The sequence below is a fragment of the Exiguobacterium flavidum genome, from assembly GCF_003344535.1.
GTDB classification, from domain to species: domain Bacteria; phylum Bacillota; class Bacilli; order Exiguobacteriales; family Exiguobacteriaceae; genus Exiguobacterium_A; species Exiguobacterium_A flavidum.
This window is the reverse complement of record NZ_QPKS01000006.1, coordinates 82,852-103,852: the sequence shown is the minus strand read 5'-3', so window position 1 is coordinate 103,852 and position 21,001 is coordinate 82,852. Positions and strand designations below refer to the sequence as shown.

The following is a 21,001-nucleotide window of genomic DNA, read 5'->3' as shown; positions in this document are numbered from 1 at the left end:
TATGCGAAATGGAGAACGCTTGAACGACCGCTATCGAATCGAGCGGCTCGTCGGAAGCGGTGGCATGGCGAACGTGTACCGTGCTTATGATGAAATATTGAATCGTGACGTGGCGATTAAAATCCTGCGTGCCGAATTCTCGCACGACGAACAGTTCATTCGGCGCTTCGAACGGGAAGCGCATGCCGCGACAAGTTTGAACCATCCGAACATCGTCGCAGTCTATGACGTCGGTGAGGAGGACGATGTCTACTACATCGTCATGGAGTATATCGATGGGATGACGCTGAAGTCCTATTGCCAAGGCGGAGCGATTGCGGTCGAGGAGGCGGTCCGGATCATCGGGCAGATCTGTGATGCGATCGAACACGCCCACGCGCATCGAATCATCCACCGGGACATCAAACCGCAGAACATGCTGATCACGGAGGACGGTACGGTCAAGGTGACGGATTTCGGAATCGCCGTCGCCATGTCGAACGCGACGCTGACGCATACGATGTCGGTTCTCGGGTCCGTTCATTACTTCTCGCCTGAACAGGCGAAAGGGAAGTTCGCCGATGAGAAGTCGGATATCTATTCCCTCGGTGCCGTCCTGTATGAACTCGTTTCGGGGCGCGTCCCGTTCGAAGGGGAGACACCGGTCGCGGTTGCGCTCAAGCATCTGCAGGATACGCCGAGAAGACCGTCGATACTTAATCCGGAAGTGCCCCAAGCGCTCGAGAACTGCATCATGCAGGCACTCTCGAAAGCGCCTCACGACCGGCAGCCGAGCGTCGCCGCCTTCAAGGAAGATATGGTGACGGCGCTGTCGGATGAGCGGGCAGATGAAGGGATTCGCGGGCATGACGACGCTTTCGAGAAGACGATGGTATTGTCCCCCGTCATACCGGAAGCTACACCCGTCGATCAGGATGTGAAGGTCGCGAAGGTGCCGGAGAAAAAGCGGAAGAAAAAAGGATGGATCGCAGGGCTATTGTTTTTGTTGTTGCTGATCGGCGGAGGAATCGCCTATACGATGTGGCCTGATCCGACGATCGCTGTTCCGGACGTGACAGGAGAAGACGCGACTGAGGCAGAGGACCGGTTAGAAGAACTCGGATTCGTCGTCAAGGTGACGGAACGGGCGAGTGACGAGGTCGAGGACGGTCTCGTCATCAGCCAATCACCGCGCGCGAATGCGACCGTCAAGGAAGGTTCGAGAGTCGACCTCGTCGCCTCGACAGGAAGCGCACCGGTCGAAGTACCTGACGTGACGGGCGATTCCGAGGACGCGGCAGTCGAGACGCTGAAGGATGTCGGGTTCGAGGATGTCAAAGTCGAACGTGAAGAATCGGAGACCGTTGAACGCGGCGATGTGATTCGACAATCGATCTCGGCAGGGACGGAAGTGATCGCGAAGGAGCAGACGATCACGATCACCGTTTCGCAAGGAACCTCGAGCTTTGAGCTGCGCGATTTGAGCGGGATGACGCGTGCCGAAGTCGAAGCGTATCTTTCGGAACAGAATCTTGACGGGATGTACGAAGAGGAATTCTCGACTGAAGTCGCGAAGGATCAAGTGATCCGCCAGTTCCCTCAAGCAGGTGCGGTCGTCGAGCCGGAAGCGAGCATCACGGTCGTATTCTCGAAAGGTGAAGAAGAGTCTCCGGTCACCGTCGTCCTCGAGGAACCGGTCTCCTATCAGAACACGGCGGAAGAGGGGGAAGAACCTGTTCCGGTCAAAATCAAGATCGAGACGGAGGACGCTAAAGGCAAGCGGACGGTCGTCGAAGAGGACATCACGAAATCAGAGACGTTCCCATATACGCTGACGATCAATCCGGGTGAGGACGGCAAGGTTACCGTCTATGCGGATGGCGAGGTCGTCAAGACGCGTACGATCAGTTACGCGCAAGCGAAGAAGCTGTAATACGGAACTCTTAGCGGGTGGTCGTGCTCAAGAAGTCGCACGTCTGCCCGTTTTTTTGATGAAAGGGGATAAATCATTGAGTGCACATGGAAAAGAAGAAAACCGGACAGGTACGATCATCCGGCTGCAAGGCGGGTTCTATGATGTCATGACGGAACTCGGAGAGGTCCGCTCGAGAGCTCGGGGGAATTTCAGGAAGCGCGGCATCGCTCCGGTCGTCGGTGACGACGTCCTTCTCCACATCGAGGGAGAAGCGGGATACATCCTTGAGGTGAACGAACGCTCGAACTTCCTTGTCCGACCGCCGATCGCGAACATCGATCAGGCACTGTTGCTCTTCTCGGCAACTGAACCGGCCTTCTCTGCGCATCTGCTCGACCGGTTTCTCGTCCTGATCGAAGCAAAGGAGATCAAACCGGTCATCGTGCTGACGAAGATGGACCTGCTGGAAGGGGAAGAGGAGCGTGTCGTCAAGGTGGCGATCGAGGCGTATCGCAAAATCGGATACACCGTCATCGAGACATCTAGCGAGACGCTCGAAGGGATCGAGGTCGTCCGTCCGTTGCTCGAAGGAAAGACGAGCGTTCTCGCCGGTCAATCGGGTGTCGGGAAAAGCTCGCTCTTGAACGCTCTCGAACCTGAACTTGCCCTCGAGACGAGCCATATCTCGAAGGCGCTCGGGCGCGGACGTCACACGACGCGACACGTGACGCTCATGCCCCTCGCGGGCGGCCTCGTCGCGGATACACCCGGATTCTCGAACCTTGATTTCCCGCATGAGATGGAAATCGAGGACCTGCGCTGGTGCTTCCCTGAGTTCGTCCGGCTTCAGGACGATTGCAAGTTCCGCGGCTGCCTGCATCTGAACGAACCGGGCTGCGCGATCAAAGGTGCGGTTGAAAGTGGAGAAATCTTCCCCTCGCGCTATTCGAATTATGGTATGTTTGTGGAGGAAATCAAGAATAGAGCACGGAGGTATTGAACATGATCAAAATCGCACCATCCATCCTGTCGGCGGATTTCGCCAATCTCGAACGTGACGTCAAAGCAGTCGAGGCGGCCGGAGCGGATTACATCCACTTCGACGTCATGGACGGCGTCTTCGTACCGAACATCTCGTTCGGTCTGCCTGTCCTCAGCTCGCTCCGGAAAGTGACGGATCTCGTCCTCGATGTCCATCTGATGATCGACCAGCCGGAACGCTTCGTCGAAGAGTTCGTTCGCGCCGGTGCAGACATCGTCACGTTCCACGTCGAGGCGACGAATCACGTCCACCGCGTCCTGCAGCAAATCAAGGGGGCGGGTGCGAAGGCAGGCGTCGTGCTCAATCCGCACACGCCACTCTCGACGATCGAGCACGTCCTCGAGGACGTCGACATGGTCCTGCTCATGACGGTCAATCCGGGATTCGGCGGACAATCGTTCATCCCGGGCGTCCTGACGAAACTGAAGGCGCTTGCCGACATGAAGGAAGAACGCGGTCTCGACTTCGAAATCGAGATCGACGGGGGTGTCAACCTCGAGACGGCGAAGAGCTGCATCGATAACGGAGCGAACGTTCTCGTCGCCGGATCAGCCGTCTATAATGCTCCCGACTACGCGGAAGCGATCGCTGGCATTCGAGGCGCAGCTAGCGTATAATGTCTACAGACAATCGAATTTGACCGCAAGGGGTGTCGCTAGGCGGCTGAGAGAAGTACTCGACTTTAACCCTTCGAACCTGTTCCGTTCAGACGGACGTAGGGATGTGGCGCACGCAGGCAGTACGGCGTTCGTCGTGCTGCCTTTTTGCATTCATTTTTTTCTAAAAGGAGAGATAGTATGAAACGTCTACAAATGCTGATGGAGATCGCGATTTTCGCGAGTCTCGGTGTCGTTTTCGACATGATCATCCCGTTCAAGATGCCGCACGGGGGATCGGTAAGCCTCGCGATGCTGCCGATTTTCGTGATGGCTTTCCGCCATGGGATTCCCGGCGGCTTGCTGACCGGAGCGCTCGTCGGTACGCTGCAGCTGTTCTTCGGACCGCAAATCCTGACGCTCGTCCAACCGCTCCTCGACTATACACTCGCGTTCGCACTCGTCGGGGTGAGTGGAATATTCGCTTCGGTCGTCAGAAAGGCTGCATTCGACGGAAAACGCGGCAAACTGATCGGAATCGTCATGGTCGCGACGTTCGTCGGTGCCGGTCTGCGCTACTTGGCTCATGTCGTCAGCGGAATCGTCTTTTTCGCAGAGTATGCGGACGGCCCGGTCGTTCCATATTCACTGGTCTACAATGCGACATACATGGTACCGTCGTATCTGCTTTGCGGTATCGTGACTGCGCTCTTGTTCGCGACCGCTCCGCGATTGCTCAAATATTCGATGCGGGGTGCCTGACGTGCGGATCGTGATCATCGCCGCTGGTCCGGCTTCGGAAGTGCCTGAACTCTCTTCCTGCCTCGAAGATGACACGTACGTGATCGGAGTAGATGGCGGAATCGCGACTGCTCAAGCCCGAGGCGTCGATTGTGACGTCCTTATCGGAGATTTCGATTCGCTAGGATACAGGCCGTGCGGTGCGGTCGTCCATCCTCCTGAAAAGGATTTCACCGACCTCGAGCTTGCTCTAAGTCATGCGAATGGCGTCGACGCTGAAGCTGAGATGCTAATCTTCGGAGCGACGGGCGGGCGGCTCGATATGACGCTCCAGAACGTCTATCTATTGAGACGCTACAAGCAGGCAAGATTGATATCGAAGGGCGGCGACGTCAGATACATGGGACCGGGTCATTTCGAGCTCGAGAAGGAAGGGCACGACTATTTGTCCTTCATCCCGCTCGTCGAGACGGAACTGTCGCTGTCAGGCGTCAAATATCCTCTCGACAATCGCATCGTCCCAGTCGGGGGCTCGCTCACCGTCAGCAATGAATGGGAGGGAATCGCGCGCATCACGGTTCATTCCGGTGAGGTGATCGCACTGCGCGTGAAGGAACTTCAGGTATGAAAAAGGCTGTCATTTCGGAGGGGATCTCCGTCATGACAGCCTTCTTTTAAATTTTTGTGCATGAAAAAACCGGAAGTGGAAATCCACATCCGGTCATGCGTATCGATTATACGCGTTCAACTTTACCTGATTTAAGCGCTCGAGCTGAAACCCAAACCTTCTTAGGCTTACCGTCAACGAGGATACGTACTTTCTGTACGTTTACGCCCCAAGTGCGTTTTGTTTTGTTCATCGCGTGTGAACGGTTGTTTCCCGATTTCGGCGATTTACCAGTAACGTAGCATTTGCGTGCCATGCGTTCCGCCTCCTTTTATGTTGTTTTGCGTTCGTCCTAATAGACACTTCGTTATCTTAGCATGGTGTCAGGGACGTTGCAACATAAAAAAAGCGTCTGACAAGAAAAAAACTTGACAGTGACATGCGAAAATTAAAATAATGGAGGAGGATTCAAGGAAAAGTTCATTTGACCGCTACTATTTCGGGCATAATCGGTGTATAGTCAGTACGATGACTTCTCATTAGTTGGTCCTTATAGTAAAATTATAACCAGAATACAGGTGAAGGGGGCTTCTCAGGTGGCTATCGAAATGAAGACGACCTATGGAAAGATCGACGTCGATAACGACGTCGTCGCAATGCTTGCAGGCGGAGCGGCAATGGAATGCTTCGGAGTCGTCGGTATGGCGTCTCAGGCACAAATCAAGGACGGGATCGCTGAATTGCTCAAACGCGAGAACTTCGCCCGCGGTGTGATCGTTCGTCAAATGAAGGATCAGGTCCATGTCGACATGCACATCATCGTCAGCTATGGTACGAAAATCTCAGAAGTTGCGAATAATGTACAGAGCCGCGTCAAGTATACGTTAAGCCAAGCGCTCGGTCTTGAAGTGACATCCGTGAACATCTTCGTTCAAGGAGTCCGCTTGACGAACGTCTAAGAAGGCAAGAGGAGGAAAATTCAGTGAGTTTAGAACGTTTAACAGGAGCGCAGCTAGCCAAGATGATCCAAAATGGCGCAGCGAATCTCTATCAGAACGCGGATTTCGTAGATTCGCTCAACGTGTTCCCGGTACCGGATGGTGATACAGGGACGAACATGAACCTGACGATGACGTCCGGTTCGAAAGAAGTGGCGAAAGCACAGACGGACAGCATCTCTGCAGTCGCGTCCGTCTTCGCGCGCGGACTCCTCATGGGTGCACGCGGGAACTCTGGCGTCATCCTGAGCCAATTGTTCCGCGGATTCTCGAAAGCGATCGAAGGCAAGACGGAGATCGATTCGGTCGACTTCGCGAACGCCCTTCAAAAAGGTGTCGATACGGCCTACAAAGCCGTCATGAAGCCGGTCGAAGGGACGATCCTGACAGTCGCCCGTGAGACTGCAGCAGCAGCGCTCGTCAAGGCTGAGACGACTTCGGATATCCGTGAGCTCATGCATCACCTCGTCGACGAGTCGAAGATTTCACTCGACGGGACGCCGGAATTGCTGCCGGTGCTGAAGGAAGTCGGTGTCGTCGATTCGGGCGGCCAAGGACTCGTCTGCATCTATGAAGGATTCCTCGCGACGCTCGAAGGCAAGGAGCTCGAGAAGCCGCATGCCCCTGTCATGGAGGCCCTCGTCGAAGCGGAGCATCACAAGTCGGCTCAAAGCTTCATGTCGACAGAGGAGATTCATTATGGATACTGCACGGAAATCATGGTCCGCTTCCAGGAAGACAAGCTGAAAAATGCTCCGTTCGATGAGAACGCGTTCCGGAACGAGCTCTCGGAGTTCGGTGATTCATTGCTCGTCGTCGCAGATGATGAACTGCTGAAGGTTCACGTCCATGTCGAAACGCCGGGTGATGTCATCAACAAAGGACAGCGTTTCGGTGAACTCGTCGCGGTCAAGATCGAGAACATGCGCCAGCAGCATTCGACGATCCTCGAAGAGGAAGGCGTCAATCGCCCGGCTCCTGTCGCGGTCGCGGCTCCTAAAAAGGCGAAGGCTGCACTCGTGACGGTGGCGATGGGCGAGGGGATCAGCGATCTCTTCAAATCACTCGGCGTCAGCGTCGTCATCGAAGGCGGACAGACGATGAACCCTTCGACGGAAGACATCGTCAAGGCGATCAACGATGCGAACGCTGAACATGTCTATGTCTATCCGAACAACTCGAACATCATCATGGCTGCTGAACAAGCGGCTTCGGTCGCGGATTGCGGCGTGACGGTCGTCAAGTCGAAGACCGTCCCGCAAGGACTCGCCGCGACGATCGTCTTCAATCCTGAAGCGACAGTCGAAGAGAACGAGCGCCACATGGAGGACGCGATCTCAGCTGTCAAATCCGGTCAGGTGACGTACGCCGTTCGTGACACGAGCATCGACGGTGTCGAAATCAAGAAGGACGACCACATGGCGATCGCGGAGAAGCAGATCGTCGCGACGGATCACTCGAGCCTCGGTGCCGCGAAGAAGCTCGTCGACACGCTCGTCACGGAAGAAGATGAGATCGTCACGGTTCTTTACGGTGAAGGTGTCACGGCAGAAGACGTCGAGGAACTGACGGCATATATCGAATCGGTCTGTCCAGACGCTGAAGTCGAAGTCCACGACGGCAAGCAGCCGCTTTATTCTTATATTTTGAGTGTTGAGTAAGCTTTTCACTTATCCCACCATCTGCGATAATAGAGGTGGGATTTTTTGTTTGAAGCGCAAGGAGAGGGGAAATGGGGAAATGAAGTATCGGAGTGTATTTGATATCATCGGACCAGTCATGGTCGGGCCATCCAGTTCACATACGGCCGGGGCCGCACGAATCGGTCTGATGGCCGGAAAACTTTTCGGGGTCACGCCGGAGGTGATTCACGTCACGTTCTACGGTTCGTTCGCTGACACGTATCGCGGTCACGGTACGGACGTCGCGATCGTCGGAGGTGTGCTCGGGTTCGACACTTTCGATGACCGGATTCCGGAATCGATCAAAATCGCGGAATCGAAGGGAATCAAAATCGTCTTCGAGACGAGCGAGGCGTTGACGGATCATCCGAACACGGCCCGGGTCAACTTGAAGGCAGGGGACGAGACGTTCGAACTCGTCGGCATCTCGATTGGCGGCGGGACGATCGAAATCACGGAGCTTAATCATTTCCCGCTTCGCCTGTCCGGCGGCGGACCCGCGCTCGTCGTGTTGCACCATGACCGCTTCGGGGCGATCGCTGCAGTCACGCGCGTGCTCGCTGATCATGAGATCAATATCGGTCATATGGAAGTATCCCGTCACGAAAAAGGGAAACAAGCGCTCATGGCGATCGAGATCGATGACCGGATGCCGCGCGAGGTGCTTGAAGAGATCAATCGTCTGCCGCAGGTCGAACGTTCAGTCATGATAGGGGAGTGAAAAGTATGTTCAAATCAGTAAAGGAACTTGTCGGGCTCGCGAACGAACAACAGGTCGGGATCTCGGAAATCATGATCCAGCAGGAGATGAGCGTCCGCTACCTCGAACGTGACGAGGTCTATGCGATGATGGAACGTAACCTCGAGGTAATGGAGGATGCGGTAGCGCGTTCGCTCGAAGGCGTCCAGTCGGTCACGGGACTCACTGGGGGAGACGCGGTATTGCTGCAAAAATATCGAGCGAGCGGTAAAGGGCTGTCCGGGGACCTGCTTCTTGATGCGGTCAGCAAGGCGATCGGAACGAATGAAGTGAACGCTGCGATGGGAAAAATCTGTGCGACGCCGACGGCCGGAAGCGCCGGAGTCGTTCCTGGGACGCTGTTTGCCGTCAAGGAAAGATTGAACCCGACTCGCGATCAGATGCTGCGCTACCTGTTCACGGCAGGCGCGTTCGGCTTCGTCGTCGCGAACAACGCGTCGATTTCGGGAGCTGCCGGCGGCTGTCAGGCAGAGGTCGGGTCGGCGACCGGAATGGCGGCGGCGGCGATCGTCGAGATGGCAGGCGGCACACCTGAACAATCAGCGCACGCCTTCGCGATCGCGCTCAAGAACATGCTAGGTCTCGTCTGTGATCCGGTCGCGGGACTCGTCGAAGTGCCGTGCGTCAAACGAAACGCGATGGGTGGAGCGAACGCGCTCGTCGCGGCGGACATGGCACTCGCCGGAATCACTTCCCGCATCCCGTGCGACGAGGTGATCGGGGCGATGTATGAGATCGGTCAAATGATGCCTTCCGCACTTCGCGAGACGGCGAAAGGCGGCCTCGCGAACACGCCGACCGGCCGATGGCTCGAATCGAAGATCTTCGGAGAACAATCGAATGAACGCGTCACATGACGTAAGCTCCTTAAAAGGAATCGGGAAGGACCTTGCACGAAAGTTGTACGAAATGGACATCGAAACGATCGAGGACGTGCTGGAGCACGTCCCGTTTCGTTATGACGACTTCGTCACGGGCAGCCTGACCGATGCTGTTCACGGCGACAAGGTCAAATTCGCGGGGAAAGTGCAATCGGAGGCGGTCGTGCGCTACTATGGCAAGGGAAAGAACCGCCTTTCCTTCCGCTTGCTCGTCGAGGAACGTTACAGCGTGACCGTGACGATGTTCAACCGGGGATTCTATAAAGATCAGCTGAAACTCGGCGAGGACGTGACGGTCAGCGGGAAGTGGGATCTGCACCGAATGACGATTTCTGCGACGGAACTGCAATTCGGAGCGGTCGAAGGAGAGCTGACGCCGGTCTATTCCTTGAAGGGGGATATGCGGATGAAGACGTTTCGGCGCGTCGTCGAGCTTGCGTTCGGCGAAGTGAGTGAACCGATCGAGGAACGCATCCCGGATCCGATTCGGGCTACATACCGGCTGATGGACCGGGGAGCCATGTTGAAGACGCTCCATTTTCCGGCGACACGAAAGGAATTGACGCTCGCGCGGAGAAGCTTCGTCTATGAAGAATGCCTCTACTTCCAGTTGAAGCTCCAGGCACTCAGGCTCGGTAAGCGGAGGGGTCAGGGCCGGGCGCTCCAGTTGGACGAGACGGACATCGCGTCGTTCATCACGGCACTCCCATTTCCCTTGACGGGTGCCCAGCGTCGCGTGGCTAGGGAGATACTCGACGACATGAAACGTCCGGAGCGGATGAATCGCCTCCTGCAAGGGGACGTCGGAAGCGGCAAGACGATCATCGCGGCGATCGCTCTGTTCGCGACGGTGCGCGCAGGTAAGCAGGGTGCTCTGATGGTTCCGACCGAAATCCTTGCGGAACAACATGCATCGAGCCTTGCCCCGCTGCTCGAGCAGTTCGGGATTCGCGTCGGTCTGCTGACGAGCTCCGTCAAGGGAAAGGCACGGTCACTTCTGCTCGAAGCACTCGAGCAGGGTGAACTCGACATCCTCGTCGGCACACATGCCTTGATTCAGGACACGGTCCTGTTCGAGCGGCTTCACCTCGTCATCACGGACGAGCAGCACCGGTTCGGCGTCGAACAGCGGAAGCGTCTGAGAAATAAGGCTGAACTCGCGGATGTCCTCTATATGACGGCGACACCGATTCCGCGGACGCTCGCCATCTCCGTCTTCGGTGACATGGATGTATCCGTCATCGACGAGATGCCTGCCGGGCGGAAGACGATCGAGACATACTGGGCGAAGCCGGAGCAGCTCGAACGCGTCTTCGGCTTCGTCGAGAAGGAGCTAACTGCCGGTCATCAGGCATACGTCATCGCTCCGCTGATCGAGGAATCCGAGACGCTCGACGTACAGAACGCGATGGAATTGCATGCAATCCTCGCGGAACGATTCAAGGAGTACGGAGTCGGCTTGATGCATGGTAGATTGCACGCGAGCGAGAAGGATGAAGTAATGCAAGCCTTCAAACGAAATGATGTTCAAATCCTCGTTTCGACGACCGTCGTCGAGGTCGGCGTCAATGTACCGAACGCGACGATGATCGTCATCTATGACGCGGAACGGTTCGGTCTTGCCCAGCTACATCAGCTGAGAGGCCGTGTCGGACGGGGAGATGCCCAGTCCTACTGCATCCTGATCGCCGATCCGTCGAGTGAGACGGGCAAGGAACGAATCAAGACGATGACGGAGACGAACGATGGATTCAAGCTGGCCGAGAAGGATCTTGAGCTTCGCGGCGCCGGTAACTTTTTCGGTACGGAACAGAGCGGCATTCCACGCTTCATTTTGACCGATCCCGCCCTCGACATCCAAGTGATGGAGACGGCGCGTGCCGACGCGGTGCGCCTATTGCGTTCACAGGCATTTTTCGACAATCCAGAGTATGTCGTACTCAAGCGGTTCATCGAGCGGGAAAACCTGCTTGGCGGCGAAAGAATAGAATAGCACTTGAAAGTGGACTAAAGGAGATATATACTACTATTAGTACCAGGTAATAATAGTTTATTTCCTTCCTGTAGGAGGAACAAGTATGCGGGTACCTAAAAAAGACAGGCAGCGTGAGCTGCTCGAAACAATCGAACAAAATCCGTTCATCACGGACGAAACGCTCGCTGCACAGTTCGGCGTCAGCATCCAGACGATTCGGCTCGACCGGATGGAGCTGAAGATTCCCGAACTGCGTGAGCGGATCAAACATGTTGCGACGGAGAGACTTGATGACGTAAGAACCCTTACTGCGAGCGAGGTCATCGGTGAGATGATCGACCTCAAGCTCGACGCTTCCGCAATCTCGATCCTCGAGATCCTGCCGGAACACGCATTCAGCAGAAATGCGATCGCCCGGGGACATATCCTGTTCGCACAAGCGAACTCTCTCGCGATCGCCCTGATCGACGACGAACTTGCCCTGACGACGAAGGCGAACGTCCAGTTCACCCGCTCTGTTCGAGTCGGGGAGAGAGTCGTCGCGAAAGCCTCTGTCATGTCACACCGGCAAGACGGGCGTTCTGAGATCGTCGTCGAGAGTTTCGTTGGCGAAGAATGCGTGTTCATCGGTGAGTTCACCGTGTACAGAAGCAGTAAGGAGGAAGTCAGATGATCTTGGCAGTAGACGCAATGGGCGGAGACAACGCCCCGAAGGCAATGGTGGAGGGGGTCGTACAGTTTCTTGCTGAACGGCCGAATGAAAAGATTGGGATTCGTCTCGTCGGAGACGAACTTAAACTGCGTTCCTATAACATTGAAGATCCTCGCGTGGAGATCGTGCATGCAGGTGAAGTCATCACCGGAGAAGACGAACCGGTCCGTGCAGTTCGGCGGAAGAAGGACAGCTCACTCGTCGTGGCTGCAAACCTGGTGAAATCGGGAGCGGCAGACGCTCTCGTGTCAGCAGGGAACACGGGTGCTGTCATGACCGCCGGATTGTTCGTGATCGGCCGGATTCCCGGGGTGGAACGCCCTGCCCTCGCCCCGACGTTCCCGACGCGCAACGGAAAAGGAGTCGTCATCCTTGATGTCGGCGCCAATCCGGACGCGAAGGCTGAGCATCTGCTCGATTATGCGATCATGGGATCCGTCTACGCAGAACAAGTACGAGGAATCGAACGTCCGAGAGTGGCGCTGCTCAACATCGGCTCTGAAGCCGGAAAAGGGAATGCGCTGACGAAGGAGACGTATCCTCTGCTTGAGACGGCACCGATCCACTTCGTCGGAAATGTCGAGGCGCGGGAAGCGATGAGCGGCGAAGTCGACGTGATCGTCACTGAAGGGTTCGCCGGGAACATCCTGCTCAAGAGCACGGAAGGCGCAGCGAGCATGATCATGGGCGTGATGAAGGAGCAGTTCATGAGCTCCTTCATCTCGAAGGTCGCGGCACTGATCCTGAAACCGAAGCTGAAGGCGATGAAACAACTGCTTGCCTACGAAGAATATGGCGGAGCGGGGCTCTTTGGTATAAAGGCCCCGGTCATCAAGGCACATGGTTCAAGCAATGGCTATGCGTTCAGCCGTGCACTCGCGCAGGCGGAGCGGATGGTCGAACAAAACGTCGTGGAGCGAATCATCTCCGCGAAAGCATGAGAAGGAGTGGTCGGAATGGGGAAAACCGTATGGATGTTTCCAGGACAAGGTTCACAAACGTCTGGAATGGGACAAACGCTCGTCGATGACGCAGAGACGAAACATGCGCTTGAAGCGCTCGGAACTCGAATCGGCCTTGATTTCGTAAGCCTGCTTACGACAGGGACGAAGGATGAACTTAAGGAGACGGACATCGCACAGCCGGCAATCGTCGCGCACGGCGCATTGCTCGCGGAACGCTACCGTGCCAAAGGAAACAAGCCTGACTTCGTTCTCGGTCACAGCGTCGGAGAGTACAGTGCACTAACGGCAAGCGGAGTGATCTCGGCAAGCGAAGCGGTCTATCTCGTCCGTGAACGCGGACGTCTGATGAGTGAAGCTACTGGCGGAACGATGGCTGCGGTCCTTGGACTTGAGGACCTTGAGGGAGCACGCCACGCTGTCGAATCGATTTCAGCTACAGGCGAGATCGTCCAGATCGCGAACTACAACTGCCCTGGTCAATTCGTCATCTCCGGCCAGCAGGCGGCAGTCGACGCAGCTACCTCGAAACTGAAGGAGCTTGGCGCGAAACGTGTCCTGCCTCTCGACGTATCCGGAGCATTCCACTCTTCGATGATGACGCCGTTCGCACCTCGATTCGAGGATATACTCGTCTCCTCGCCGTTCGAGACACCAGTCGTCCCGCTCGTCTCGAACGTCGACGGTGAGTTGCATACTGCTCCGGAGGAACTCCGGCAGCTCCTCGTCAAACAGCTGTATTCGCCTGTCTTGTTCGAGGCTTGCGTCAAGAAGCTGATCGACGAGGGTGCAGACACGTTCATCGAGTTCGGACCGAGTTCGCCGCTCTCCGGTCTCGTCAAACGAATCGATAAAAACGTCAAGGTCGTCAGCATCACGACGCTTGCGAACTTGGAAGCGGAGGGTGTACGTTGACCAAGAAAGTAGCACTCGTAACAGGAGCGTCCCGCGGAATCGGTGCGGCGATCGCGAAAAAGCTAGGCTCTGAAGGATTCCGCGTCGTCGTGAACTACGCGGGCAGCAAGGAAAAGGCGGAGGAAATCGTCGCTTCGATCGTCTCTGCTGGTGGCGAGGCGACGGCGATCCAAGCCGACGTCTCGAACGCTGATCAGGTCAAGGACATGGTCAAGCAGGTTACGACGGAATACGGGCAGCTCGACTGCCTCGTCAACAATGCGGGCATCACGCGTGACGGTCTCCTCATGCGCATGAAGGAAGCCGACTATGACGCTGTTCTCGATACGAACCTGAAAGGGGCGTTCCTGTGTACACAGGCGGCGACCCGACCGCTCCTCAAGAGCGGCGGCAGCATCGTCAACATCGCGTCGGTCGTCGGTATCACAGGGAATGCCGGACAAGCGAACTATGCGGCGGCGAAAGCCGGATTGATTGGCTTGACGAAATCGGTCGCCCGTGAACTTGCCGGCAAACAGGTGACGGTGAATGCCGTTTGCCCTGGCTTCATCGAGACGGACATGACGGACGAACTGACAGAGGAGCAACGTGCTCTCTCGCTGAGCGGCATCCCGCTCAAGCGTTTCGGGCAGACGGACGACATCGCTGAACTCGTGGCCTTCCTCGTCTCGGACAAAGGAAGATACATCACGGGTCAGACGCTCGCGGTCGATGGCGGCATGACGATGTGACCGCTCGCTTTGCCAAACGCAACATCATCTTATATACTCAACCTATGGAGGGATTCTCAAATGACAAAAGAACAAATCTTAGCAGACGTACAGGAAGCAATCGCTGAAAAGCTCGGTAAGGACGCAAGCGAAATCACGGTCGACAAATCATTCAAGGATGATCTCGGCGCAGATTCACTCGAAGTCATGGAACTCGTCATGGATCTCGAAGACAAGTTCGAGATCACGATCGAAGACGATCAAGCTGAAGGCTTGAAAACCGTCGGCGACGTCGTCAACTACATCGAAACACAAGTTTGATCAGTAAGCTGAGCCCACCGCTTTTTCGCGGTGGGATTTAGCTGTTTAGGAGGAACTATGGCGCAACAAAAAGGACGCCGTGTCCGCAAAGGGACGGCAAGGCAAGATGCCCGTGCAGTCGAGCGTATCAACAACCAGTTCGCTGCGTTGCAGGAACGGCTCGCAATCCGGTTCGGAAACGTCGGATTATTGAAACAAGCGTTCACCCATTCTTCGTTCGTCAATGAGCAACGGGAATCTGGAGGGGACAATGAGCGTCTCGAGTTTTTAGGGGACGCGGTACTTGAATTGACGGTATCCCGGTATTTGTTCGATCACTATCCGGATCGTTCCGAGGGGGAATTGACGAAATTGCGAGCAGCGATCGTATGCGAACCATCGCTCGTTCAGTTCGCGCATGCCTACCGGTTCTCAGAACTGATCTTGCTCGGGAAAGGGGAGGAGCTGACTGGCGGAAGGAACCGTCCGGCTCTGCTCGCTGACGTCTTCGAGGCGTTCATCGGTGCCCTATACCTCGATCAAGGTGTAGAGGCAGTCGAACGATTCCTCGCCGAAACGGTCTTTCCGAAGGTGGCGACAGGCTTCTTCGAGGAGCAGACGGACTTCAAGAGCCAACTGCAGGAAGCGATCCAGCGGGAAGGGCTCGGTCCGATCGAGTATGCGATCGTCGAGGAGAGAGGACCTGCTCACAGTCGCGAGTTCATCTCGCGTGTCTTCGTCTCTGACGGTGTCGAAGGAACCGGAACCGGACGGTCGAAGAAGGAAGCGGAACAGCAGGCTGCGAAGGAAGCACTCGCTTTGCTGAAGCCGAGAAACTGAAGGAATGAGAAAAGGCTCCATCCCGGATTTTCGGGATGGAGCCTTTTCGATGAAGGCCGGATTCGCACGGACGAGTCAGGCGGTCTTGAGTGCTTTCAGTTCATCGATGATCGCGTCGACTTCTGCAAGCGTCAATGAATCACGCATCATGACGAATGAGTAGATCTCCTCGAGATCTTCGCTTTTGGATCCGTCGAATTGTTCGGCCTTGATGACCCCTTTATTGATGATGTTCAGCTTATCGAGGATGGCCTCGATCATTTGTTCGATCGTCATTTCTGATATTACCTCCATCTATTTCGTTTCGCTTAACAATACCATAAAAGCCAACGTTTTGCAGACCCTTTCCCTATGGTAAGATAAAAGAAATCAAAAACATATAGGTGGTAGCGATGTACTTAAAACGAATCGAAATCAATGGCTTCAAATCGTTCGCGAATCGGACCGAACTTGACTTCACGACAGGCGTGACGGCGGTCGTCGGACCGAACGGCAGCGGTAAATCGAATATATCGGATGCTGTCCGCTGGGTGCTCGGCGAACAGTCGGCAAAATCACTTCGCGGTGCGAAGATGGAGGACGTCATCTTTGCCGGAAGCACATCGGAACACCGGAAGCAGATCGCGGAAGTGACGCTCGTTCTGGACAATGAGGACGGCATGCTCCCGCTTCCTTATCAGGAAGTCAACGTGACACGCCGTGTCAATCGGAACGGGGACAGCGATTATTTCCTCAACCGGAAGGCGTGCCGACTGAAAGACATACTAGACCTATTCATCGACACCGGTCTTTCGCGGGACGCCTTCGCGATCATCGGGCAGGGCCGCGTCGAGCAGGTCATTTCCGGAAAGGCGGAGGAACGCCGCTCAGTCATCGAAGAGGCGGCAGGTGTATTGAAATATCGTCAGCGCAAGAAACAGGCGGAGCGAAAGCTCGGGGATACGGAGTCGAACCTGTCCCGAGTCGACGACATCCTCTATGAACTCGGGGGAAGAATCGAGCCGCTCCGTGAGCAGGCATCACTCGCGAAGGAGTATCTGATTGCGCGCGAGCGTCATGACTTCCTTGAACAAGGGGTCATCGCTGAAGAGATCAGGACATACCAGCAACAGGTCGAGGCGCTGCTCGAGGAAATCACGGCTTGTGAGGAACGTCTGGCGGAGGAACGCAAGGCGGTCGTCCTGAAACAAGGAGAGCGCGAAGCGAAGGAAGAGGCGCTCGATGCGTCACGTAAAGAGGAGAAGTCACTGCAGGAGCGGCTCCGTCTCGTCGCGACGACGCTCGTCGAGATCAAAGGTGCCTTGAACCTCGCGAAGGAACGCGAGAAGCATGGTACGGAGACGAAAGAACGCCTCGAACGGGAAGTGGCGCTCGCGGAAACTCGTGTCGAGGCTGCTGAGGCCGAAAAAAGAGAAGTGCAGTCGCGGCTTCAAGAAGCCGAGACAGCCTATGAGACTGCATATGCCCGAAGAAAACAATCCGACGAGGCGTTGAATTTCTCGAACCGGGACTTCGAGCAGGAGGCGGAGACCGTCCGTTCTGAAGCGTTCGAGGTGGCGAGCGAACTTGCTGCGAAGACGAACGCGCACAACCGGGCGAAGGCGGATATCGCCCATGCCGTCGAACAGCAAAAAGCCTTCGAGTCGAACTCGGGAGACCGTGTGTCGACGAGAAAACGATATGCTGAAGAAGCGGAGGCGCTCGAGTCGAAGTTCGAGGCGAGCAAGGAAGAACTTCGCTCACTCGAGGCGGACAGCGAGCGTCATCAAGCGTCACTCACTGAGCTTCGCGCGGGAATCGTCCAGTCGGAGCGGTCAGTGAACGACCTGTACCGTCGTCGCGATAAGACACGTGACCGAATCGAATTCCTCGAGTCTGTCAAAGCCGATTACAGCGGATATTTCGGTGCAGTCAAGACAGTCCTTCAAAGCAGAGACCGATTCGAAGGGATTCACGGCGCGGTCGCGGAACTCTTGTCCGTGCCGGAGCGATTCGAGGCGGCAATCGAGACGGCACTCGGCGGAGCCATGCAAAACATTGTCGTCGACACGGATGCGACGGGGCGTGCACTGATCGCTGAATTGAGACGGAAGAATGCCGGTCGAGCGACATTCATGCCGATGGCGTCGATCCAGTCGCGGGAGATCGGTGCGAGCGTCCGGGAACAAGTCGCCCGGATGCAGGGGTTCATCGGGGTTGCGAGCGATCTCGTCAAGACTGAGGAACACCTGTCGAAATTGAAACAGAATTTGCTCGGGACGACGCTCGTCGTCGAGACGCTCGAGCAGGCGAACGCGATCGGCCGGGCGACAGGCGGGAGACATCGTATCGTCACCCTCGAAGGGGATGTCGTAAACGTCGGCGGTACGATGACCGGTGGAAGCCGGAAGAAGGGGACGCCTCTGTTCAGTCAGGCGAGAGAACTCGAATCATTGATTCAAGGGCTCGAGCAGGGCGAGGCCGTCATCAAGGAGCAGGAACGCCGAATCAAAGAGGCGCGGCAGCGATATGAAGAGACGGAACAGGCGCAAGTCCTCGTGTCAGAACGGATTCGTACGCTCAGAACTGAAATCGAGACGACGCGGGACTCACTTGCTGAAGCGAAGCGGCTGCTTGCGATCACGACGTCCGAACTTTCACTCCATGACACACAGATGGAGCGCCTGATCGAACAGGAGAAGGCGGCGAAAACGACGATCGAGGAGACTGCTGTTCAGATCGAGGTGCTGACGAGGCGGCAAACGGAGCTTCGAGAGGCGCTCAACCGCCTGAAGGACGCGCAAACTCGCGGTGCGGTGGCAATCGAGGAACTGAAACGTACGCAGAGCGAGGCGCAGCTCGAAGAACGGACGGCGGAGCTGAACCGGGACCAGGCAGCACGGGAACTCGAACGGGTCAATGAGGCGCTAGACCATGCGATACTCGAGAGAAGCCATAAGCGCCGTGACCTCAAGCACGTACTGAAGGGGTTCGACGAAGCTGAAATCGAACGGTTGAAGGCTGATCAGATAAGTTATGAGCAAGAGGAGAAGCAGGTCGCGCAAGCTCTCGACAATCTGCTGACGGAGATCGGGCGGGAAGCGGACACGCTTCGTCTGATGCGTCTGCAGGAGGCGAAGGCAGAGGAAGCGATGAAGGCGACCGCCCAGCAACTCGACCGTCAACGAATCGAACACGGACGCGTCAGCACGCGTCTTGAGACGCGTCAGGAGACGCTCGAAGAGATGGGGCTCGTGTTCGAACTGATCAGTCCGATCGAGATTCCATACGAAGAGGCGAAGGAGGAGTTGCATCTTCTCAAACGGCAACTCGAAGAGATCGGAATCGTCAACCTCGGTGCGATCGAGGAGTTCGCTGAGGTCGATGAACGCTTCACATTCCTGTCGGCACAGCGCGACGACCTCGTCGCCGCGAAGACGGACCTCTATCAGATCATCGAAGAGATGGATCGGGAAGTCATCCGTCTCTTCAAGGAGACGTATCAATCCGTACGCGGCCATTTCCAGGAGACTTTCCGCGAACTGTTCGGAGGTGGGGAGGCGGACCTCGTCCTTACGGATCCGTCCGATCTGCTTACGAGCGGGATCGACATCATCGCGAAGCCGCCGGGCAAGAAGCTACAGAACCTGTCGCTGCTCTCAGGGGGCGAGCGGGCATTGACCGCGATTGCCTTGCTGTTCGCGATCCTCAAGACACGTCCTGTACCGTTCTGCGTGCTCGACGAAGTCGAAGCGGCACTTGACGAGGCGAACGTCGCCCGTTTCGGTGAATTCGTCTATCAGCTCGCGAGCGAGACGCAATTCATCATCATCACTCACCGTAAAGGGACGATGGAATCGGCGGACGTCCTCTACGGCGTTACGATGCAGCAGAACGGTATATCTGAAGTGCTGTCGGTCAAACTCGAGGAAGCGAGACGCACATTGAATGAAGAAAGCAACCAGAAGGAGTTTAAATCATGAGTTTCTTTAAAAAGCTGAAAGAAAAACTGACCACTTCGACGCAAGAGGTGACCACGAAATTCACGGACGGATTGACGAAGACGCGCGACGGGTTCGCGAATGCCGTCAACGACCTCGTCTACCGCTTCCGGGAAGTCGATGAGGACTTCTTCGAGGAACTCGAGGAAGTATTGATCCAAGCGGACGTCGGCGTCACGACGACGATGGATCTCGTCGAGAAGCTTAAGGAAGAAGTGAAACGGAAGAACGTAAAGGATCCAAAGGCGGTCCGTGACGTCCTCGTCGAGGTCGTCGCAGACATGCTCGTCGAAGAGGGAGAGACGGAACTCGAGCTCGATCATGAACTCGCCGTCATCCTGTTCGTCGGCGTCAATGGCGTCGGCAAGACGACGACGATCGGAAAACTCGCTCATCGTCTGAAAAACGAAGGCAAGTCGGTCATGCTCGCTGCCGGTGACACATTCCGTGCCGGAGCGATCGACCAGCTGCAAGTATGGGGAGAACGTTCAGGCGTTCCGGTCATCGCACAAGGTGAAGGGTCTGATCCCGCGGCGGTCGTCTTCGACGCTGTTCGCGCAGCGAAGGCGCGCAAGGTGGACGTGTTGATCTGTGATACGGCAGGTCGCCTGCAGAACAAGGTCAATCTGATGAACGAGCTTGAGAAGGTGAAGCGCGTCATCGAACGGGAGATTCCCGGTGCGCCTCACGAAGTTCTTCTCGCGCTCGACGCGACGACGGGCCAGAACGCGATGGTTCAGGCGAAGGCGTTCAAGGAGGCGACCAACGTCTCCGGAATCGTCCTGACGAAGCTCGACGGGACGGCGAAGGGCGGAATCGTGCTCGCGATCCGCAACGAGCTCGATCTGCCGGTCAAATTCGTCGGTCTCGGCGAAAAAATCGACGATCTTCAGCCGTTCGATGCAGAACAGTTCGTCTATGGACTGTTCGGTGATGTATTCGAAGAGAAGAGAGAAGATGAAACTGACGAGACGGAATGACGTTTCAGTTGTAAAGAAAAAAACTTGACATCAATAAGCTTGGGCGGTACTATACTATCTGTAAAGGAATTTCACTTAACAAGCGGAGGTGCGTAGATGACGCTCGATAAAACGAACCGGATGAACTACCTGTTTGACTTTTATCAAATGCTACTCACGCCAAAACAACGCAACTATATGTCGCTCTATTATTTGGACGACTATTCGTTAGGTGAGATCGCCGATGAGTTTGAAGTTAGCCGACAAGCAGTCTACGACAACATAAAACGCACGGAAGCGATGCTTGAGCAATACGAGGAGAAGCTGGCACTCTTTTCAAAATATGAGGAGCGCAAGCAACTGCTCGATACGCTGAAGCGATTTGACCTTCCGAGTGAAGCGATGGCGGCCTTAGAGGCGCTTGAGCAATTAGAGTAGGGGGCAGCA

Annotated in this window: 21 protein-coding genes and 1 riboswitch; of the genes, 19 read left to right on the top strand and 2 right to left on the bottom strand. The window is 55.9% G+C overall.

The window, feature by feature from the left end; translation table 11 throughout:
• The first annotated feature begins 1 nt into the window (after position 1).
• From pknB to DFG60_RS07435, 5 genes are all read left to right on the top strand, one after another.
• Positions 2–1,912 carry a Stk1 family PASTA domain-containing Ser/Thr kinase gene (gene pknB, locus DFG60_RS07455; protein WP_114571125.1) on the top strand — a complete coding sequence of 637 codons (1,911 nt, stop codon included), beginning with the start codon at positions 2–4 and terminating at the stop codon, positions 1,910–1,912.
• A 76-nt stretch (positions 1,913–1,988) separates the two neighbouring features.
• A complete protein-coding gene (rsgA, locus tag DFG60_RS07450) occupies positions 1,989–2,894 on the top strand; it encodes a ribosome small subunit-dependent GTPase A (protein ID WP_269801293.1) in 906 nt (301 codons plus the stop codon).
• Positions 2,895–2,896: 2 nt separating this feature from the next.
• Complete coding sequence (gene rpe, locus DFG60_RS07445) at positions 2,897–3,553, top strand: ribulose-phosphate 3-epimerase (protein ID WP_114571123.1); 657 nt, start codon at positions 2,897–2,899, stop codon at positions 3,551–3,553.
• Positions 3,554–3,571: 18 nt separating this feature from the next.
• A riboswitch (TPP riboswitch) is annotated at positions 3,572–3,675 on the top strand.
• Positions 3,676–3,733: 58 nt separating this feature from the next.
• Positions 3,734–4,294, top strand: coding sequence for an energy-coupled thiamine transporter ThiT (thiT, locus tag DFG60_RS07440; protein ID WP_114571122.1), 561 nt, complete (start codon positions 3,734–3,736; stop codon positions 4,292–4,294).
• A gap of 1 nt (position 4,295) precedes the next feature.
• Positions 4,296–4,901, top strand: a complete 606-nt coding sequence (locus DFG60_RS07435) for a thiamine diphosphokinase (protein WP_114571121.1) — start codon at positions 4,296–4,298, stop codon at positions 4,899–4,901.
• A gap of 106 nt (positions 4,902–5,007) precedes the next feature.
• Here the strand turns inward: DFG60_RS07435 and rpmB are convergent, their stop codons facing one another.
• Positions 5,008–5,196, bottom strand: coding sequence for a 50S ribosomal protein L28 (gene rpmB / locus DFG60_RS07430; RefSeq protein WP_114571120.1), 189 nt, complete (start codon positions 5,194–5,196; stop codon positions 5,008–5,010).
• Between the two features lie 280 nt (positions 5,197–5,476).
• On the opposite strand from rpmB, the gene DFG60_RS07425 reads away from it, so the two are divergent.
• The 11 genes from DFG60_RS07425 (at position 5,477) to rnc (ending at position 15,615) form a co-directional block, all read left to right on the top strand.
• Positions 5,477–5,839, top strand: coding sequence for an Asp23/Gls24 family envelope stress response protein (locus DFG60_RS07425; protein WP_114571119.1), 363 nt, complete (start codon positions 5,477–5,479; stop codon positions 5,837–5,839).
• 23 nt (positions 5,840–5,862) lie between these two features.
• Positions 5,863–7,539 (top strand): DAK2 domain-containing protein, encoded by a 1,677-nt coding sequence (locus DFG60_RS07420; RefSeq protein WP_408608655.1) that lies wholly within the window; start codon positions 5,863–5,865, stop codon positions 7,537–7,539.
• Positions 7,540–7,618: 79 nt separating this feature from the next.
• Positions 7,619–8,281: an L-serine ammonia-lyase, iron-sulfur-dependent subunit beta gene (gene sdaAB, locus DFG60_RS07415; RefSeq protein ID WP_114571117.1), complete on the top strand. Its 663-nt coding sequence runs from the start codon at positions 7,619–7,621 to the stop codon at positions 8,279–8,281.
• Positions 8,282–8,286: 5 nt separating this feature from the next.
• Positions 8,287–9,177 carry an L-serine ammonia-lyase, iron-sulfur-dependent, subunit alpha gene (sdaAA, locus tag DFG60_RS07410; RefSeq protein WP_114571116.1) on the top strand — a complete coding sequence of 297 codons (891 nt, stop codon included), beginning with the start codon at positions 8,287–8,289 and terminating at the stop codon, positions 9,175–9,177.
• Positions 9,161–11,194 (top strand): ATP-dependent DNA helicase RecG, encoded by a 2,034-nt coding sequence (recG, locus tag DFG60_RS07405; RefSeq protein WP_114571115.1) that lies wholly within the window; start codon positions 9,161–9,163, stop codon positions 11,192–11,194. The genes sdaAA and recG overlap by 17 nt, the downstream gene beginning before the upstream one ends.
• A gap of 85 nt (positions 11,195–11,279) precedes the next feature.
• Positions 11,280–11,849, top strand: a complete 570-nt coding sequence (gene fapR / locus DFG60_RS07400; protein ID WP_114571114.1) for a transcription factor FapR — start codon at positions 11,280–11,282, stop codon at positions 11,847–11,849.
• Positions 11,846–12,829, top strand: coding sequence for a phosphate acyltransferase PlsX (gene plsX, locus DFG60_RS07395; RefSeq protein WP_114571113.1), 984 nt, complete (start codon positions 11,846–11,848; stop codon positions 12,827–12,829). Before fapR ends, plsX begins: the two co-directional genes overlap by 4 nt.
• 15 nt (positions 12,830–12,844) lie before the next feature.
• Positions 12,845–13,765, top strand: a complete 921-nt coding sequence (gene fabD / locus DFG60_RS07390) for an ACP S-malonyltransferase (RefSeq protein WP_114571112.1) — start codon at positions 12,845–12,847, stop codon at positions 13,763–13,765.
• Positions 13,762–14,496: a 3-oxoacyl-[acyl-carrier-protein] reductase gene (fabG, locus tag DFG60_RS07385; protein WP_114571111.1), complete on the top strand. Its 735-nt coding sequence runs from the start codon at positions 13,762–13,764 to the stop codon at positions 14,494–14,496. The genes fabD and fabG overlap by 4 nt, the downstream gene beginning before the upstream one ends.
• Positions 14,497–14,556: 60 nt before the next feature.
• Positions 14,557–14,796, top strand: a complete 240-nt coding sequence (acpP, locus tag DFG60_RS07380; protein WP_114571110.1) for an acyl carrier protein — start codon at positions 14,557–14,559, stop codon at positions 14,794–14,796.
• Between the two features lie 57 nt (positions 14,797–14,853).
• The gene (gene rnc / locus DFG60_RS07375; protein WP_114571109.1) at positions 14,854–15,615 is read left to right on the top strand and encodes a ribonuclease III; all 762 of its coding nucleotides are present in this window, start codon (positions 14,854–14,856) and stop codon (positions 15,613–15,615) included.
• A 75-nt stretch (positions 15,616–15,690) separates the two neighbouring features.
• Here rnc and DFG60_RS07370 read toward each other — a convergent pair whose 3' ends face one another.
• The gene (locus DFG60_RS07370) at positions 15,691–15,909 is read right to left on the bottom strand and encodes a DUF1128 family protein (RefSeq protein WP_332871684.1); all 219 of its coding nucleotides are present in this window, start codon (positions 15,907–15,909) and stop codon (positions 15,691–15,693) included.
• A gap of 98 nt (positions 15,910–16,007) precedes the next feature.
• Here DFG60_RS07370 and smc point away from each other — a divergent pair, with 98 nt between their 5' ends.
• From smc to DFG60_RS07355, 3 genes are all read left to right on the top strand, one after another.
• A complete protein-coding gene (smc, locus tag DFG60_RS07365) occupies positions 16,008–19,577 on the top strand; it encodes a chromosome segregation protein SMC (RefSeq protein ID WP_114571107.1) in 3,570 nt (1,189 codons plus the stop codon).
• The gene (ftsY, locus tag DFG60_RS07360; protein WP_114571106.1) at positions 19,574–20,575 is read left to right on the top strand and encodes a signal recognition particle-docking protein FtsY; all 1,002 of its coding nucleotides are present in this window, start codon (positions 19,574–19,576) and stop codon (positions 20,573–20,575) included. Before smc ends, ftsY begins: the two co-directional genes overlap by 4 nt.
• A gap of 96 nt (positions 20,576–20,671) precedes the next feature.
• A complete protein-coding gene (locus tag DFG60_RS07355) occupies positions 20,672–20,992 on the top strand; it encodes a putative DNA-binding protein (protein WP_114571105.1) in 321 nt (106 codons plus the stop codon).
• The last annotated feature ends 9 nt before the right edge of the window (positions 20,993–21,001 follow it).

What these genes read in the sequence shown, in the direction of transcription:
- recG (WP_114571115.1), top strand. Translation starts at nt 9,161, where the DNA reads ATGAACGCGTCACATGACGTAAGCTCCTTAAAAGGAATCGGGAAGGAC.
- smc (WP_114571107.1), top strand. Translation starts at nt 16,008, where the DNA reads ATGTACTTAAAACGAATCGAAATCAATGGCTTCAAATCGTTCGCGAAT.
- acpP (WP_114571110.1), top strand. Translation starts at nt 14,557, where the DNA reads ATGACAAAAGAACAAATCTTAGCAGACGTACAGGAAGCAATCGCTGAA.
- pknB (WP_114571125.1), top strand. Translation starts at nt 2, where the DNA reads ATGCGAAATGGAGAACGCTTGAACGACCGCTATCGAATCGAGCGGCTC.
- thiT (WP_114571122.1), top strand. Translation starts at nt 3,734, where the DNA reads ATGAAACGTCTACAAATGCTGATGGAGATCGCGATTTTCGCGAGTCTC.
- sdaAB (WP_114571117.1), top strand. Translation starts at nt 7,619, where the DNA reads ATGAAGTATCGGAGTGTATTTGATATCATCGGACCAGTCATGGTCGGG.
- fapR (WP_114571114.1), top strand. Translation starts at nt 11,280, where the DNA reads ATGCGGGTACCTAAAAAAGACAGGCAGCGTGAGCTGCTCGAAACAATC.
- DFG60_RS07370 (WP_332871684.1), bottom strand. Translation starts at nt 15,909, where the DNA reads ATGGAGGTAATATCAGAAATGACGATCGAACAAATGATCGAGGCCATC.
- rpmB (WP_114571120.1), bottom strand. Translation starts at nt 5,196, where the DNA reads ATGGCACGCAAATGCTACGTTACTGGTAAATCGCCGAAATCGGGAAAC.
- rnc (WP_114571109.1), top strand. Translation starts at nt 14,854, where the DNA reads ATGGCGCAACAAAAAGGACGCCGTGTCCGCAAAGGGACGGCAAGGCAA.
- DFG60_RS07355 (WP_114571105.1), top strand. Translation starts at nt 20,672, where the DNA reads ATGACGCTCGATAAAACGAACCGGATGAACTACCTGTTTGACTTTTAT.
- plsX (WP_114571113.1), top strand. Translation starts at nt 11,846, where the DNA reads ATGATCTTGGCAGTAGACGCAATGGGCGGAGACAACGCCCCGAAGGCA.
- ftsY (WP_114571106.1), top strand. Translation starts at nt 19,574, where the DNA reads ATGAGTTTCTTTAAAAAGCTGAAAGAAAAACTGACCACTTCGACGCAA.
- fabD (WP_114571112.1), top strand. Translation starts at nt 12,845, where the DNA reads ATGGGGAAAACCGTATGGATGTTTCCAGGACAAGGTTCACAAACGTCT.
- sdaAA (WP_114571116.1), top strand. Translation starts at nt 8,287, where the DNA reads ATGTTCAAATCAGTAAAGGAACTTGTCGGGCTCGCGAACGAACAACAG.
- rpe (WP_114571123.1), top strand. Translation starts at nt 2,897, where the DNA reads ATGATCAAAATCGCACCATCCATCCTGTCGGCGGATTTCGCCAATCTC.